Genomic DNA, 16,251 nt, shown 5'->3' on the forward strand with positions numbered 1-16,251 from the left:
ATGATGCTGCATTGGATAACAATTGAGGAAGTGCTTGTGGATAGAGCCAAACCATTTGTCTGGCGTCTCGTCGCCGCCAGCGTATGCCTGCTGACCTTTTGTCACCTCGCGCGGGCCGACTCACTGGAAGAGCAGCGTAACCGCTATGCGCAGATTAAGCAGGCCTGGGACAACCGCCAGATGGATGTGGTAGAGCAGATGATGCCGGGTCTGAAAGATTATCCGCTCTACCCGTATCTGGAATACCGTAAGATCACCGACGATTTGATGAACCAACCGGCGATTGCTGTCACGCAGTTTGTGCGCGCCAATCCTACGCTTCCGCCTGCGCGTACGCTGCAATCACGCTTCGTCAATGAGCTGGCGCGTCGTGAAGACTGGCGCGGCTTGCTGGCGTTTAGCCCGGAGAAACCCGGCACCACGGAAGCGCAATGTAACTATTACTACGCGAAATGGAGTACCGGGCAAACGGAAGCGGCCTGGCAGGGCGCGAAAGACCTTTGGCTGACCGGCAAAAGTCAGCCGAATGCCTGCGATAAACTTTTCAGCGTTTGGCGGGCCTCCGGCAAGCAAGACCCGCTGGCGTATCTGGAACGTATTCGGCTGGCGATGAAAGCCGGGAATACGGGGTTGGTTACGGTGCTGGCCGGACAGATGCCGGCGGAATATCAAACGATCGCCTCAGCGATCATTACCCTGGCTAATGACCCTAATAACGTGTTGACCTTCGCACGCACCACCGGCGCCACCGATTTTACCCGCCAGATGGCGGAAGTCGCGTTTGCCAGCGTCGCCTACCAGGACGCGGAAAATGCGCGTCTGATGATCCCCTCGCTGGTACAGGCGCAGAAACTTAATGAGGAACAAACGCAGGCGCTGCGCGATATCGTTGCCTGGCGACTGATGGGCAACGATGTGACCGATGCGCAAGCGAAATGGCGCGATGACGCGATTATGCGCTCGCAATCGACGTCGCTTATCGAGCGGCGCGTGCGTATGGCGCTGGGGATGGGCGATCGTCGCGGTCTCAATACCTGGCTTGCCCGCCTGCCGATGGAGGCGAAAGAGAAAGACGAGTGGCGTTACTGGCAGGCGGATTTATTGCTGGAGCGCGGTCGTGACGCCGAAGCGAAAGAGATCCTTCATGCTTTAATGCAGAAGCGCGGTTTTTATCCGATGGTCGCGGCGCAGCGTTTAGGCGAAGAGTACACGCTTAAAATCGATAAAGCGCCCGCCAACGTAAACAGCGCGTTGACGCAGGGGCCGGAGATGGCGCGTGTACGGGAGCTGATGTACTGGAACCTGGATAACACGGCGCGCAGCGAATGGGCGAATCTGGTAAAAAGCCGTAGTAAATCTGAACAGGCGCAGCTGGCGCGCTATGCGTTTAACCAGCACTGGTGGGATCTGAGCGTACAGGCGACGATCGCCGGAAAACTGTGGGATCATCTGGAGGAGCGTTTCCCGCTGGCGTATAACGATCTTTTTACCCGCTATACCCGCGGAAAAGATATCTCACAAAGCTATGCCATGGCGATTGCCCGCCAGGAGAGCGCCTGGAACCCGAAAGTAAAATCGCCGGTAGGGGCCAGCGGCTTAATGCAGATTATGCCGGGAACGGCCACCCATACGGTGAAAATGTTTTCGATTCCGGACTACCGCGGCCCCGGTCAACTGCTGGAGCCGGAGACCAACATCAACATTGGCACCAGCTATTTGCAGTATGTCTATCAGCAGTTTGGTAATAACCGTATTTTCGCCTCGGCGGCGTATAACGCCGGGCCGGGGCGCGTGCGCACCTGGCTTGGCAATAGCGCCGGGCGTATCGATGCCGTAGCGTTTGTCGAAAGCATTCCCTTTTCGGAAACGCGCGGCTACGTGAAAAACGTTCTGGCCTATGACGCTTACTATCGCCACTTTATGGGGCAGAAAGAGTCCTTAATGAGCGACTCTGAGTGGCAGCGACGGTATTAATGCAGACGGGTTATGTTATCATTTGTACTCGTGTAACAGTACAAACGGCGGTATAACATGACCCAGCATTCCCCTTATTCATCGGCTATCGCCGAACAACGTAATCAGGAGTGGCTTCGTTTTGTGGAGTTACTCCGTCAGGCATATGCAGAGGATCTGCATCTGCCTTTATTACAACTGATGCTTACGCCGGACGAGCGTGAAGCGCTGGGAACGCGCGTGCGCATTATTGAGGAGTTGTTGCGTGGCGAAATGAGCCAGCGCGAGTTGAAAACCGAGCTGGGGGCGGGCATCGCCACCATCACGCGCGGGTCAAACAGCCTGAAATCCGCGCCGGTTGAACTGCGTCATTGGCTTGAGCAGATACTGCTGAAAAGCGCCTGATTTGCTCGTAGGCCGGATAAGGCGAAGCGGCCATCCGGCAACATCGCCGCGAAATGCCTGATGGCGCTGTGCTTATCAGGCTTACAATATAGCGCAAATAATTATCGATACACCGCGTTATGAAACGGGCTGAGCGCCAGGATCACCGCCTGGTAGTAAACGCTGGAGCGCGTTAATTTTCCGGCGGTAAATACGCCAATGGCGCCCTCTTTACGACCAATCTCGTCAATACCGGTATAGTGGGACATCACCGGGCCAAGCGCTTCTCCCTGGCGGACTCTGTCGAGAATGACGGCGGGCAGCGGTAGCGTGGCCGATCGCGCTTCACCGCGCTGAACGCCGTTATCAATCACCACCCAACTGAAGGTGGCGTCATCGTCAATTCCGGCTTCAATGGCTACCCAGAAATCAGCTTGTGGGTGCAGGCGTTGCGCATTATCCACGCGATTTCGTGCGCCAGCACGCGTTTCCTCGCTTCCGAAGGGCTGCTCCGGTACGCCGCTCTCGACGGCGACGGGCGTAATATGGCACGATCCTTCGCCGAAAATCTCTTCAAATGCCTGTAGAATTGCCTGAATTTTGGCAGGATTGGTGGTCGCAGAGATAACCTGGTGCATAATTAAGCTCAGTTTTAAAAATTTATCGCAGTATAACGGAAAAAAAACATGTTACAGGTATACCTTGTTCGCCACGGTGAAACGCAGTGGAACGCCGAGCGACGTATTCAGGGCCAATCGGACAGTCCCCTGACAGCAAAAGGCGAGCAGCAGGCCATGCAGGTAGGAGAACGCGCCCGCAGCCTCAGCATCACCCATATCATCAGCAGCGATTTAGGCCGCACAAAACGCACGGCGGAGATTATCGCCCAGGCGTGCGGGTGTGATATTACCTTTGACTCCCGCCTGCGCGAGCTGGATATGGGCGTGCTGGAAAAGCGCCAGATCGATTCGCTGACGGAAGAAGAAGAGGGCTGGCGTCGTCAGTTAGTCAACGGCACGCAGGATGGTCGTATTCCCGGTGGGGAATCGATGCAGGAGTTGAGCGATCGCGTTCATGCCGCGCTGGCGTCCTGTCTGGAGCTACCGCAGGGCAGCCGACCTTTATTGGTCAGTCACGGTATCGCGTTGGGCTGTCTGGTCAGTACTATCCTGGGACTACCCGCCTGGGCGGAACGCCGGTTACGTTTGCGCAACTGCTCTATTTCCCGCATCGATTACCAGGAAAGTCAGTGGCTGGCGTCTGGGTGGGTGGTAGAAACCGCAGGGGACGTTTCGCATCTGGACGCCCCTGCATTGGATGAGCTACAGCGTTAACGACGAATCGGGATCAGAAATTCGCAGCGCAGGTTGATAGGGCGATCGCCGGTTTTGGTATCTTCTGACGGGTAGTATCGCTCTATATCCTGCCCTTTACGACGGGTCAGATTCAGCATTGGCATACAGGTGCCGTAAACGGTCAGGATAAAATCCTGCACGCCGGTTCCTAACCCTTCATAGGTGAACATGACGTATTCACCGCCCTGCAACAGCACAGGATGCGCCGACTGAACATAGCCATCGGCCTGCTCTTGCGGCAGTGCGGTGGTATAGAATACTTCCTGCTCATCGTCTTTCTCCATGCTGGGGCGCGTTTCATTAAGCCCATAAAGCACAGGCGGAATAGTTGGCGAGTGACCGAGGAAATCATGCCAGAATTGCACGCGCATTTCGTGGCGGAAGTCGGAAATCTGTTCCAGCGAGCAGGAATAGCTCTGCGTGACGCCAAGGAGCGGCGTATCTTCCAGCGTAACGAACTGATGTTCCGGCACGGTAAACTCGCCCAGCCGTAATGGCGGGCGAATGCCAAAGGCGCTCCATTCCGAGGAGCGACGATACAGCGCTGGCGTCTGGGAAAACTGTTTCTTAAAGGCGCGCGTAAAGGTTTGCTGAGAATCGAAGCGGTACTGAAGAGCAATATCCAGAATTGGACGCGCGGTCAAACGCAGCGCCACTGCTGATTTCGATAAACGACGGGCGCGGATGTAAGCGCCAATGGCGTGGCCCGTCACGTCCTTAAACATTCTCTGCAGGTGCCACTTGGAATAGCCTGCTTTTGCCGCCACATTGTCAAGTGACAGCGGCTGATCCAGATGACCTTCCAGCCAGATTAACAGGTCGCGAATTATGCCAGCCTGATCCATAAAATATCCCCATCCTTTCAACAACGAGCACCCGATATCAGGTAAGAGGATAATAGCATTTTTTGTTCTTTTAGCATTCAGTGTTTTTTTTGAGCTTAAATGCTTTTTTTAGGCAACGTGACAGGTAATTATTCTAATCCTGTGATCTATAACCATTTTATTTTAGAATGTCTAATAATTACGCAATGTAACTTTTATGAATGGTAACAATATGAAATACAAGAGCTTAGTACTTTTCTCAATTTTGTTGCTGCTGGGGCAGAGCGCCCGCGCGGAACAAATTGGTTCAGTCGATACGGTATTTAAAATGTTCGGTCCTGACCATAAAATCGTGGTGGAAGCTTTTGACGATCCTGATGTCAAAAACGTGACGTGCTATGTTAGCCGGGCGAAAACGGGCGGCATAAAAGGCGGATTGGGGCTGGCGGAAGATACGTCTGACGCCGCCATCTCTTGTCAGCAGGTCGGGCCTATTGAACTGAGCGACAAAATTAAGAACGGCAAGGCGCAGGGAGAGGTGGTTTTCAAAAAACGCACCTCATTGATATTTAAGTCATTGCAGGTCGTGCGTTTCTATGATGAGAAACGCAACACGCTGGCGTATCTGGCCTATTCCGACAAAGTGGTCGACGGGTCGCCGAAGAACGCCATCAGCGCGGTGCCGGTCATGCCGTGGCGACAATAACAGGGAAAGAGTATGCAGCAACCGCAGGTCTGGTTAGTCGAGGATGAACAGGGAATCGCCGATACGCTCATCTACACCCTGCAACTGGAAGGGTTTACCGTTGAGCTATTCGCTCGTGGGCTGCCCGCGCTGGAAAAAGCGCGTCAGCAACGGCCGGATGCGGTGATTCTCGATGTGGGACTACCGGATATCAGCGGCTTTGAGCTGTGTCGGCAGTTGCTGGAACGCCATCCTGCGCTGCCGATTCTTTTCCTGACTGCCCGTAGCGATGAAGTGGATCGATTGCTTGGTCTGGAGATTGGCGCAGATGATTATGTCGCCAAGCCGTTCTCGCCGCGCGAAGTGAGCGCCCGCGTGCGCACGCTGCTGCGCCGGGTGAAAAAGTTTGCTGCGCCGTCGCCGGTGGTGCGTACCGGACATTTTGAACTCAATGAACCGGCGGCGCAGATCGCCTGGTTTGGTACGCCGCTCTCGCTGACGCGTTATGAGTTTCTGCTCCTTAAAACCCTGCTGCTGTCGCCGGAGCGCGTGTACTCGCGCCAGCAATTGATGGATATTGTCTGGTCTGATGCCCAGGAGACCTTCGAACGGACGGTCGATACACACATCAAAACCCTGCGCGCTAAGCTACGCGCGATCAACCCGGATCTCTCGCCAATTAACACGCATCGTGGAATGGGATACAGCCTGAGGAGCGTCTGATGCGCATCGGAATGCGTTTGCTGCTGGGCTACTTTCTTATTGTCGCCGTCGCCGCCGTGTTTGTGCTGTCTATCTTCGTTCAGGAGATAAAGCCGGGCGTCCGCCGCGCGACGGAAGGGACGCTGATTGACACCGCAACGCTGCTGGCGGCGCTGGCCCGCGACGATCTCCTTTCCGGCAACCCGACTGACGGCCAGTTGGCGAAGGCATTCGCCCAGCTGCAACATCGCCCGTTTCGCGCCAATATCAGCGGGATCGTCAAAGTGCGCAATGAATACCATGTCTACATGACGGATGCGCAGGGGAAGGTGTTGTTTGATTCGGAAAACAAAGCGGTGGAGCAGGATTATTCTCGCTGGAATGACGTCTGGCTTACGCTGCGCGGACAGTATGGCGCCCGCAGCACGGCAAAAGATGCTGCCGATCCCAATAGCACCTTGATGTACGTAGCCGCGCCGATAATCAGCGATGGACGGATTATCGGCGTCCTGTCTGTCGGTAAACCGAATGCGGCAATGGCGCCGGTGATTAAGCGCAGCGAACGGCGCATTCTGTGGGCCAGCGCCGTTTTACTGGGGATTGCGCTGGCGATTGGCGCGGGGATGGTCTGGTGGATTAACCGCTCCATCGCCCGGTTGACGCGCTATGCGGATTCCGTCACCGAAAACCGCCCGCTTGCGTTACCTGCATTAGGCAGCAGCGAGCTGCGTAAACTGGCGCAGGCGCTGGAGAGTATGCGCATTAAGCTGGAAGGCAAGAATGAGATTGAGCAGTACGTGTATGCGTTGACTCATGAGCTGAAAAGTCCACTGGCGGCGATACGCGGCGCGGCGGAGATTCTGCGTGAAGGACCGCCCGCGGATGTGGTTACCCGCTTTACAGAGAATATACTGGCGCAAAATACGCGAATGCAGGCGCTGGTAGAAACCCTGCTGCGCCAGGCGCGGCTGGAAAACCGACAGGATATCCCTCTCGCGCCGGTTGCTGTTGATGAGCTATTTACGCAGCTTAGCGAGGCACGCAGTATTCAGTTGGCGGCAAAAAAGATCACCCTTACTTTACGGCCTTCCTCGCTGGTTGTCGTCGCCGACGCGGAGCTTCTGGCGCAGGCGCTGGGCAATGTGTTGGACAATGCCATCGACTTTACGCCTGAAAATGGCGTTATCACATTAAGCGCTCAGCCGATGGGAGAGAAAGCGATCCTGCAGGTGACGGATTCCGGTTGTGGTATTCCTGATTTTGCGCTGCCGCGCATTTTCGACCGATTCTATTCGTTGCCCCGTGAAAACGGACGTAAAAGCAGCGGGCTTGGGCTGGCGTTTGTCAGCGAGGCGGCGCGACTCCTCAACGGTGAGGTGACGTTGTGCAACCGTCCCGAAGGCGGCGTGCTGGCCTCGTTGACACTTCACCGTCACTTCACATAACTTCAAATTCTCCCCACATCGCGTTCTTACACTGCTGGCATTGCAAAGGAGAACGCTATGTTGAAATCCCCCCTGTTGTGGAAAATGATTACGTTAGGCGGCGCCATGATCCTGCTGTTAATTCCCCTGATGATGGTACGGCACACCATCGTGGAGCGTGCTGATTATCGAAGCCATGTAGAAGCCGCTATTTGTCAGAGTACCAGCGGCCCACAAAAGGTTGTCGGCCCGCTGGTGGCGGTTCCGGTGACAGAGCTCTATACCGTGCTGGAAGAGGAGAAAGAGGTCCAGTATAAGCGCAGTTATCTCTATTTTTGGCTGCCGGAGTCGCTATTGGTCGAAGGCAATCAAAACGTTGAAGCGCGAAAAATAGGTATTTATCAGGGGCAGGTGTGGCATACCGATATGGCGATAAAGGCGGAGTTTGATGTGGCCCGTCTGCATGAGCTGAACAGACCGAACATTACCCTTGGAAAGCCCTTTATCGTCGTGGGCGTCGGCGATGCGCGCGGTATCAGCGCAGTAAAAGCGCCGCAGGTGAATGGTGAAACGCTCACTGTAGAACCGGGGACCGGCTTACCGGAAAGTAGAGAGGGCATTCATATCCCGCTGCCGGACAGTCAGTGGGCGACGCGCAACCTGACGTTGGCGATGTCGCTAAATTTAAGCGGAACCGGCAGCTTTTCACTGGTTCCCGTCGGGCGTAGCAGTGAAATGACCCTGACCAGTAACTGGCCGCACCCAAATTTTGTGGGGGATTTTCTTCCCGGTAAACGCGAAATCAGCGGTTCAGGATTTCAGGCCCAGTGGCAAACCAGTCGGTTTGCCACGAATCTCGGCGAACAGTTTGCTGATGCGCAAAAGGTGGATTGGGACAACTTACCGGCGTTTAGCGTCGCTGTATCGACGCCAGCCGACCAGTATCAACTGACGGACAGAGCGACGAAATATGCCATTTTGTTGATTACGCTAACGTTTATGGCTTTCTTTGTCTTCGAAACCCTGACGGGGCAGCGGTTACACCCGATGCAGTATCTGCTGGTGGGGTTATCGCTGGTGATGTTCTACCTGCTGTTGCTGGCACTGTCGGAACATATCGGTTTCACGCCAGCCTGGATCGCCGCCAGCCTGGTGGGCGCGTTGATGAATAGCGTTTATTTGCAGGCAGTGCTGAAAGGATGGCGCAATAGCGTACTGTTTACGCTAGCGTTATTGGCGCTGGATGGCGTGATGTGGGGATTGCTGCGTTCGGAAGATAGCTCGTTGCTTCTGGGTACCGGCGTTCTGCTACTGGCGCTTGGCGGCGTGATGTTCCTGACGCGCCATCTGGACTGGTATTCGCTCTCTTGTCAGCAACGTAAGTCATTACCGCCAGTACAAGATGACGAATTACGTTTGTGGAAATAAATCTAACGGGCGCGCGCGTTAACGTTTTCCCGCGCAGCGCCAGAAAATGTGATGCCGTTAGTTATAGGTCAGGTTTAATGTTGCCGTGGCATTCGCTTGCCCGGCCGTTACCGTGGCGGCGGTTTTATAGTAGCGCGCGCTAATTTTCAGGGTGGTCGACATATTCATGGTTCCGCCGTTAACCGTCTGGCTGCCATCGGCATTGGTGGTAATCGTGTGAGTAAAGAGATCAATTTTTTGATTGATTGGCAAACTGTCGGTAAAGAAACCGGCGTCCGGCGCCTGAATACCCAACTGTACGCCAACGCCGGTTGCGCTGGTTGGCGCGCTTGCATTGCTCAACTGGATGACTGAATTATCAGGGTTATTTCCGCTGGCAGGTTGGGCGCTTAATGATGCGGAAATAGCAGTGCCTTGTTCGCAGGTCAATAAGATATCCTGCTCGCCTGTGCCCGCGGTTTGACTGTTAGCGAAACTGCCTAAATTGACGCTGCCTAAATCCACGGTGATGGCAGGTGTTTCTACCCGACATCCCATCGCTTTCATAATCAATTGCGTATTCCCCAAATACAGATGGGTCAGGATATCGCCGCCGGAGTCTTCCGTTGCGCTATCGCGAAAAGATACGCGCGCCAGTGGGCTTTGGAATGTCGCGGTACCGGAGGTGATCGGACCGCCTAAGGCGACCAGTTCAACATTGTAGGCGGGAGCCATCGCATGGTGTGTTTTATTGCCATCGCCATTATGGTAGGTATTATCGATTGGCATGACATTATCGTAAGGGCCAGCATTCGTTTGGGTTTTAATCGCAACGCCCACGCCGGAAATCCCGGTGCTAAATACCGGCGTGTTGTTCCCGTCATTCGCATTGATTGTCGCTGATGTATTTGACTGCGCGCTACCGGGTTCATATAAAAAACCGACCTTATAATCGCGACTACAGCCATCCATTGTGACTTCGGAGGTGGAAACCCAGCCCGATTGCCACAACACCTCGCCTGCGGTATAGGCGTGGCTATCCACCACAAGCTGCGACGGCGGGGTGATAGTGATCGCGCCTTCATTACCGGAACGTTTACAGGAAGCGTAACCATGACTGGAGTACGCGAACAGCAGAATAAGCGCCAGATATAACCTTCTCATGAAAAATTCCTGCTTTTATACCAGGTGAAATAGAAAGATGTTATTGCCATGCGATAGTGATCGTCACAACGGACGTGAAATCCCCTGCCGTGACTTTTCCATACGGGGTATACATCCTTGCGGCGACAGGCAAATTGGCTTCATGGGTATTACTGTTGATATCTACCGTGTAAGTGACGTTGTTGGCCAGATTGACCAGACTTTTACCGTCCAGGTTAAAAAGCTGTAATCCTAAATCCTGCGCCGGATTGGCCGCGCTGTTTGCATAAATCGCAGAAGCATAATGCGGATCGGGATAAGGTACGCCGTTAAATGAAATCGCGGCTTTTGTGGTAGTTGCCGGGCAATTCGTCATTTTTATGGTGAAAGGAATGGTGGCGGTATTGCCACCGGCCACGGCGATATCCGCCCGGGCATATTGTCCAAGAGAGAGCGTGTCGGGGACCGTCACGGTACACGGATCGGCATAAATTAATCCCGTAACGTTAATGTCTACGGCATCTGCGGTATTGTATGCCGCGCTGATCGAGGGCGACCATAATGCCAGACCCGTGAACGTTAACAGGGCGGCTAATGCAGCAAATCTGTTCATATTCATCTTTTATCCCACCAGAATCACTGGCATTGCTCGTGTAAGATTTCTACGCCAGAAGCGGAGGGGGAGCTCGGTATACGATAAGAGACCTGACACCGGTCTGCTGCTGTTGGTCCCCACTTCACTAATAACCGCCCTTGTTTTTCCAGTCCGGTTAACCAGGCTTGCCCCGCATCACCAACAAAACTGCTGTGATTGTCTGGTTTTGTTAAAGACGAGACGGTCGCGCCAAAAGGAACAGGCAGATTGTTTATGCGGGTTAATACCATCAATGCCTTGTAACCAATATTGGTTTTATATTCAGCCCTGACCACCGCGCCACGGGTAGGCACCAGCGTTTTACTGGTATCAATGAGCTCAATATTTTTTCTAATGCCCGTCGTATCTAAAGACACTTCATTACGATGGTAAGGCGAAGCATAAGGTACGACGGCATAGCCCCGAAAATCGGTGTCCACGCCCGTTTCGTTATTCACGGGGACACCCGCTGCGCCAGGGGCTTTAACCAATATGATGGTGTCGTCCATTGGCTGGGATAGTGTCAGGCCATTTCGATGTAGTAGTACGCCGCCCTGAACGCCATAATTCAGGCGACGCATATGATTATCGTAGCTATACCCGCCGTTAATATCCGCATACGTCCCGTTATAGGTTGCGCTCACATTACCGCTGGTGGCTTTCTCTTGAGAGGAATAACCTTCCTGAACGCTCCATGAGAGATTTTTCTGTGCCAGCGCTGTTCCGTTTAAACCGACAGTATGCGTGGTATCGCCGTCTTTCGCGGAGTTCATATTGTAGGTGGCATACGTTGACGGCATAAAGGCATCTAACGGAATACTAATATTGATTGAAATTTGCTGGTCATTACTGTCTTCCGTATCGTCGTCTTCATCCTGAGAATTATCGGCGTTCAGCGTATAAGAATAGTTAATGCCATAGCTTACGTTATGCCATGTGTTGTTATAGCCAATACCTAATGATGTGGTATGAGTGTCATTCCAGTAATCTTCATTATATAAAGTGAGTGAAATGGAACCGTAGATAATGTCTTGCGATAACGACAGGTCGGTGCGATTACGTACATGATCATAGTGACTATTATCGCTATAGGTATCCAGCACATCCTCAAGAGCGTAGTAATCTTTGGTCGAATAACGGTAGCCAGCGACAGTGAAATTGGTGCCTGTTGACTGAATATCTTTGCTGTAACGAATACGCCAGGACTGTCCGGTAAGCGTATCGCTAACCACATCGCCTGCTTTAATTTTTGACCATGAGTTGGTGACGTCTAAAGACAATGCGCCCAGATCGCCAAGGTTTAAACCTGTCCCGATGAGCGCCGCATGATAAATATCATTGCTCAGCGTACTCTCTATTCCGCCATAGGCGGTTATGCCGCCTGCTAATCCGTATAAGGCCGTCAGTTCTGCGAAATTTTGTTGTGCGGAATGCGTATCTGATGAACGCGTGCGGCCTACCGTCAGGTCGTATTTCAGGTGGCTTTCACGCTGTAAGACCGGAACGCTGGCGTAGGGCACAATGAAATGCTGTTCAGAACCATCGGATTCTTTGATGGTGACGTACAGGCCGCCCGAACCGCCGGTTGGATAAAGATCATTAATGGCGAATGGACCCGCCGGAACGTTAGTTTTGTAGATGGTATAACCGTTTTGTTCAACGGTTACCTGCGCGCTGCTTTTGGCCACCCCGCGAATGACCGGGGCGAACCCTTTCATACTGTCCGGCAACATATCGTCATCAGAAGAGATCTGTACGCCTTTAAATGAAATACTGTCAAAGACGTCCGCGGGCGTGTTATTTTCCCCGGCGATCAGCTGTCCTTTTAAAAATTCGATATCGCGAGAAACATAGGTGTAGGCAGAATCCCAGCTATTTTGCCCATCGCTATCATGATTCCAGGTTGAGTAGTTACGAAAACGCCATGCGCCAATGTTAATACCAGGGCGCAGGTTGGCGTATTCGCTATTTTCCGTCCGGTTTTCATCAATATCGTGATCCTGCGATCCGGTAAAACTGTAGTTCAGCAAAAAAGCATTAATGCCTTCATCCCATTCGCTGGTAGGGACGAATTCTCGCGGGTCGGCGATCAACGCGATTTGAGGGATCGCTAAATCCAGCCGGTTACCGATGACATTAAACTTTGCAACAGCGCCAGCCAGCAGACTAAGATCGGTACACCCGTTTGGGTCATTTTTAAGCTCGGGGAAGTTTTCTGTTTTTACGCCCCACTGCTTGAGTTGTTCAACGCTAAGACACGGCTGTAGGGAGAGCTTATTATTTGCTGATTTTTTATTTTTAAAGGCAATATTTTTTGTTTCAACACTGGTGTTATTAATATAAATATCAACATTATAGGTGCCTTCTGCCTGCCCCCCCTTTTCGAAAACCGATAGATCGACATTCTCCACGCCCGGTTCATCATTTTCCAACGATAATGGATTAAAATGATCATGCGCTAACGCTGGTTTTATGGAACAGCATATAAAGAGAAACGATAACGCTAATTGAGAACGGGGCTCTACTCTGGAGAATTGCACAGTAAAAGTCCTGAAAGGGTAAAAGTAAAATGAAGTCGTTAATGGCTAGAATGAACCGGAATGCGGCTCTAAACTCATCCCATAATCGCTGATTAATCGCCACGTTACCGTGCCATGAGGGGCGGCAGTAGAACTCAATTTAAATGACGCTGATGATTTTGGCGGAACGAAAGTCGCTGATTTCACTTCATGGCTGTTAAGCGTCACACTGGCAAAGTTCATATAATAGGGAGTGGGGTTATTTACGGTAATAACATCACCTGCCGTCTGCCATTTTAATTGTTGGCTCTGGCTATCAGGCGTTGATTTTGTTAATGCTGGCGGTCGATAAATAAGCTTTATTTGGGTATTAATGGAGATTTCCACGCGGTTCGCGGAGGCATTATCATCAATAGAAGGAATACCCTTAATATTGAGCCAGTACATAGACTCCCGATCTGCAGGTAGAGGGGCGCCAGAGCGAATAACCCGAATGCTGTTCTTTTGCCCGGCATCAAGGCGAAAAAGAGGCGGGGTGATAATAAACGCCTGCTTATTTGTGACCTGGGGATCGGCAACCGATAACCATGACTGAACAAGATTCGCTTTGCTGTCTTTATTCTCTACATTGATTGACGACTCATCATTATTGCCGTCGAAAACCAGTCGGGTTCCGCCAACAACAATGCTGGCATGGGCAACATGGCTTGTCAGTAATACGACCAACACGGATTTCTTTATGTGTTTCATTTTTTACTCTGTAAAGATGTTTTACGCTATGGACTGGCATCCTGCCTGTCCACATCAGGATGAGAATGCCTTACTGATACGAAACGGTATACGTAACCTGAGTGCTAACATCTCCACCGGTTACGGTTGCGGAACCATCGTTTGCCATGGCGGCGTAATAGGTAAAGTCTGCTGTCGAGCCGTCGGTTGGCAGGTTTACTGCGGCATCATCCGTGTTATCTGTTACATCGCTATGTGAAGCGTTCTGAATAGAAATACCGACACCCGCGGCGCCCGTTTCCGATCCTTCGTCCGCGTTTTTGAAGTACGTTGGGTTGGAATCATCTGTTGCGCCGTGGAAGCGGAACATGGCCTGGGTTGGTACGCCAGTCCCTGCTTCTGGGCAGCTAACCAGGCTTACGGTAAACGGCACGTAATCGGTTGTGGCGCCTTTTTCCGCGATGCGTTCTTTGCTGTAATTACCCAAATCAATGGTGGTATCCGTGGAGCCATTCACCTGAACCGTACACGCCTGATCGTAAATTTTGCCATTGAACGTAATCGTGTTCTGGGCAAATACCGGTGTGGATGCTACGGCAGTTAACATTGCCAGGATGATAATTTTCTTATTAAACATATTAATTGTTGCCTGATTCTATTCGCTGAAAAATAAAGATAGCCATATAAAATAAAATATTATATTTTACTCTGTATGCGCTTCTTTCTGTTCTGTAGATAAGCAGGCGGCTATTCTACGTATATCAACTATGAACTCAATAAAAATTCTGATGCAATATTGAACGGCAGTCCAGTTTCGGACCCGGTAACAAAGTTTAATAAAATACCACTAAAGAAGTATGGTTGATGACTGGATTTATAGAGCAAGATCTCTTTTTTGATAATAGTTATTATTTCCTGGAGGATTTATTTAACTCTATATTGCTTTATTTTTAATAATATACGACGCTTGTCCGTTTAAAATGAAACCGGCAGGTTTCGAAGCTCTAACAGTCTTCCATGCAGTATTTTTATATAGTCCCCCGCTTTTAGTTCTGAAAGTACCTGCATGATACGGCTGCGTGAAAGCCCGGTTCTCTGCTGTATGAAGTTCTGTGCGTTGATCTCAAATCGTGAGCTTTCAGGATACGACCACAGTTCAAGTAACAGCGCTTTTATCTGGCTATAGGCGTCCTGCCCGATAAGATTTCTGTCACGGTTAGTCATGAAAGCAATGCGGTACATCAGGATGTTCGAAATGTCACGCCAGAGATGCTTTTCATCGGCTATTTCCACAAAATCTTTTACTGGGACAGGATAATATTCACAGGTGGTTTCGGCGATAAAAAAGACGTCTGAATTCTCTTCTAACTGGTATAAGTCAGCATAGGCATCTACAAGGCCTAAAATCATTGGTGAGACACCGCAGCCCATTACAATGCTGTCGATACGCCGACATACTTTAATAGCGCCTTTAGTGATTAACAGGATGTGGGATTGATTATCAATCTTGATATCCAGTGTTTTACCGGCCGTAATAGTGACAGGGGAGATGTTTTGAATAAAGTGCCGATGAATATTTAAAATGGCTTGCAGGTTTTTTTCTTTCCCTGTGGGACGATACACATTCCCGCCGTTTAACTGCTTCATATCTTCCCCATTATTATGGCTGATAAAGTGGTTGACTATTAAAAGGTAAAGATAAATTTAATATTCACTTGAAATTATAATTAAGTAAATAAAAATAGCCAACAAGAATATTTAAGTCAATGTATTCACCTTATCAATGCATGAGCGACAACGCTGTTTGTAAGGTTAACCATAGTAAATGTGATGATTTTATTTGCAATCATTTTATGACAGCTATCATAGGCACCGTGCTTAACGAGCGCGTAGAGCGTACAGGATAGCGAAGCGATGAACATCGCTATTGGAGGATACGAATGAGAGAAAAGTACAAAATGCAGGCGGGCGGCGTTTTACTGAGCGAAATCGCCGCCTGCCGGAGCTCCTCCCGGCGGGAGCCATAAGCGGTTAGCGGTACTGGACGATCAGGCTTTGAATCTCCGGATGATCTTTTAACGACACGTGCCGTACCGTGGCGATTCCATTCATCAACGAAATAGCGTTTCCAGACGGTGTGGCGACTGTCTGCAAATGGGGGATATTATTCCGCAAACATGATACCTCGATATTGCGATCGTGAGGCGCAAGATTACAACCATATTCGACAATCTGGCCTTTGAAATGAATAACGCCTGCGGAGACCGGCGCGGTAGCAGCCAGCGCGGCTGATGAAGCTGACATCGCTGCACAAAACAGGTAGCAGCATAATGGTGATTTTTTCATCCTGTGAAACCTCACGTCCTGTGAGCATCCCCTTATTTTTTGGGGACTAACAAATCCCGTGTATTACTCTTTAATGTAAATACACAAACTACCTTAACTTTCGCAAGCTGAGATAAACAGCGCTATACGACAATTTTTATGTAAAA

At 51.1% G+C, this 16,251-nt stretch carries 16 protein-coding genes; 7 read left to right on the top strand and 9 right to left on the bottom strand.

Annotated features, from left to right (window positions below):
* The first annotated feature begins 3 nt into the window (after positions 1–3).
* Together sltY and trpR are read left to right on the top strand one after the other, a co-directional pair.
* On the top strand, positions 4–1,974 hold the full coding sequence (gene sltY / locus ACLJRU_RS19280; RefSeq protein ID WP_223121673.1) for a murein transglycosylase: 1,971 nt from the start codon (positions 4–6) through the stop codon (positions 1,972–1,974).
* Between the two features lie 57 nt (positions 1,975–2,031).
* On the top strand, positions 2,032–2,358 hold the full coding sequence (trpR, locus tag ACLJRU_RS19285) for a trp operon repressor (protein ID WP_000192005.1): 327 nt from the start codon (positions 2,032–2,034) through the stop codon (positions 2,356–2,358).
* A gap of 101 nt (positions 2,359–2,459) precedes the next feature.
* Here trpR and yjjX read toward each other — a convergent pair whose 3' ends face one another.
* Positions 2,460–2,975: an inosine/xanthosine triphosphatase gene (gene yjjX, locus ACLJRU_RS19290; RefSeq protein WP_000554305.1), complete on the bottom strand. Its 516-nt coding sequence runs from the start codon at positions 2,973–2,975 to the stop codon at positions 2,460–2,462.
* A gap of 48 nt (positions 2,976–3,023) precedes the next feature.
* On the opposite strand from yjjX, the gene gpmB reads away from it, so the two are divergent.
* Entirely contained in the window at positions 3,024–3,671 is a 648-nt protein-coding gene (gpmB, locus tag ACLJRU_RS19295; RefSeq protein ID WP_001541502.1) for a 2,3-diphosphoglycerate-dependent phosphoglycerate mutase GpmB, read from the top strand.
* Here the strand turns inward: gpmB and robA are convergent.
* The gene (gene robA / locus ACLJRU_RS19300) at positions 3,668–4,537 is read right to left on the bottom strand and encodes an MDR efflux pump AcrAB transcriptional activator RobA (protein ID WP_000371685.1); all 870 of its coding nucleotides are present in this window, start codon (positions 4,535–4,537) and stop codon (positions 3,668–3,670) included. The two genes, gpmB and robA, sit on opposite strands and share 4 nt — an antisense overlap.
* 211 nt (positions 4,538–4,748) lie before the next feature.
* Between robA and creA the strand changes: the two genes are divergently transcribed.
* The 4 genes from creA to creD are packed head-to-tail and all read left to right on the top strand — an operon-like array spanning position 4,749 to position 8,755.
* On the top strand, positions 4,749–5,222 hold the full coding sequence (gene creA / locus ACLJRU_RS19305) for a protein CreA (RefSeq protein WP_000875811.1): 474 nt from the start codon (positions 4,749–4,751) through the stop codon (positions 5,220–5,222).
* Between the two features lie 12 nt (positions 5,223–5,234).
* Positions 5,235–5,924 carry a two-component system response regulator CreB gene (gene creB, locus ACLJRU_RS19310; protein WP_001541504.1) on the top strand — a complete coding sequence of 230 codons (690 nt, stop codon included), beginning with the start codon at positions 5,235–5,237 and terminating at the stop codon, positions 5,922–5,924.
* The gene (gene creC / locus ACLJRU_RS19315) at positions 5,924–7,348 is read left to right on the top strand and encodes a two-component system sensor histidine kinase CreC (RefSeq protein WP_001541505.1); all 1,425 of its coding nucleotides are present in this window, start codon (positions 5,924–5,926) and stop codon (positions 7,346–7,348) included. The genes creB and creC overlap by 1 nt, the downstream gene beginning before the upstream one ends.
* Before the next feature lie 57 nt (positions 7,349–7,405).
* Positions 7,406–8,755, top strand: a complete 1,350-nt coding sequence (gene creD / locus ACLJRU_RS19320; protein WP_001541507.1) for a cell envelope integrity protein CreD — start codon at positions 7,406–7,408, stop codon at positions 8,753–8,755.
* A 57-nt stretch (positions 8,756–8,812) separates the two neighbouring features.
* On the opposite strand, the gene sthE is transcribed toward creD, so the two are convergent.
* From sthE to ACLJRU_RS19355, 7 genes are all read right to left on the bottom strand, one after another.
* Entirely contained in the window at positions 8,813–9,898 is a 1,086-nt protein-coding gene (sthE, locus tag ACLJRU_RS19325; RefSeq protein WP_001253777.1) for a fimbrial major subunit SthE, read from the bottom strand.
* A 40-nt stretch (positions 9,899–9,938) separates the two neighbouring features.
* Positions 9,939–10,496 (bottom strand): fimbrial protein, encoded by a 558-nt coding sequence (locus ACLJRU_RS19330; RefSeq protein WP_001056982.1) that lies wholly within the window; start codon positions 10,494–10,496, stop codon positions 9,939–9,941.
* A gap of 17 nt (positions 10,497–10,513) precedes the next feature.
* Positions 10,514–13,051, bottom strand: coding sequence for a fimbrial outer membrane usher protein (locus tag ACLJRU_RS19335; protein WP_023236242.1), 2,538 nt, complete (start codon positions 13,049–13,051; stop codon positions 10,514–10,516).
* 45 nt (positions 13,052–13,096) lie between these two features.
* Entirely contained in the window at positions 13,097–13,780 is a 684-nt protein-coding gene (gene sthA, locus ACLJRU_RS19340; RefSeq protein ID WP_000680523.1) for a fimbrial biogenesis chaperone SthA, read from the bottom strand.
* Between the two features lie 70 nt (positions 13,781–13,850).
* The gene (locus tag ACLJRU_RS19345; protein ID WP_000482239.1) at positions 13,851–14,396 is read right to left on the bottom strand and encodes a fimbrial protein; all 546 of its coding nucleotides are present in this window, start codon (positions 14,394–14,396) and stop codon (positions 13,851–13,853) included.
* A 338-nt stretch (positions 14,397–14,734) separates the two neighbouring features.
* Complete coding sequence (locus tag ACLJRU_RS19350) at positions 14,735–15,406, bottom strand: winged helix-turn-helix transcriptional regulator (protein WP_000811630.1); 672 nt, start codon at positions 15,404–15,406, stop codon at positions 14,735–14,737.
* 384 nt (positions 15,407–15,790) lie between these two features.
* Positions 15,791–16,105 carry a hypothetical protein gene (locus tag ACLJRU_RS19355; protein WP_000749515.1) on the bottom strand — a complete coding sequence of 105 codons (315 nt, stop codon included), beginning with the start codon at positions 16,103–16,105 and terminating at the stop codon, positions 15,791–15,793.
* Between the last annotated feature and the right edge of the window lie 146 nt (positions 16,106–16,251).

Source organism: Salmonella sp. SAL00653 (assembly GCF_046552515.1).
Taxonomy (GTDB): Bacteria; Pseudomonadota; Gammaproteobacteria; order Enterobacterales; family Enterobacteriaceae; genus Salmonella; species Salmonella enterica.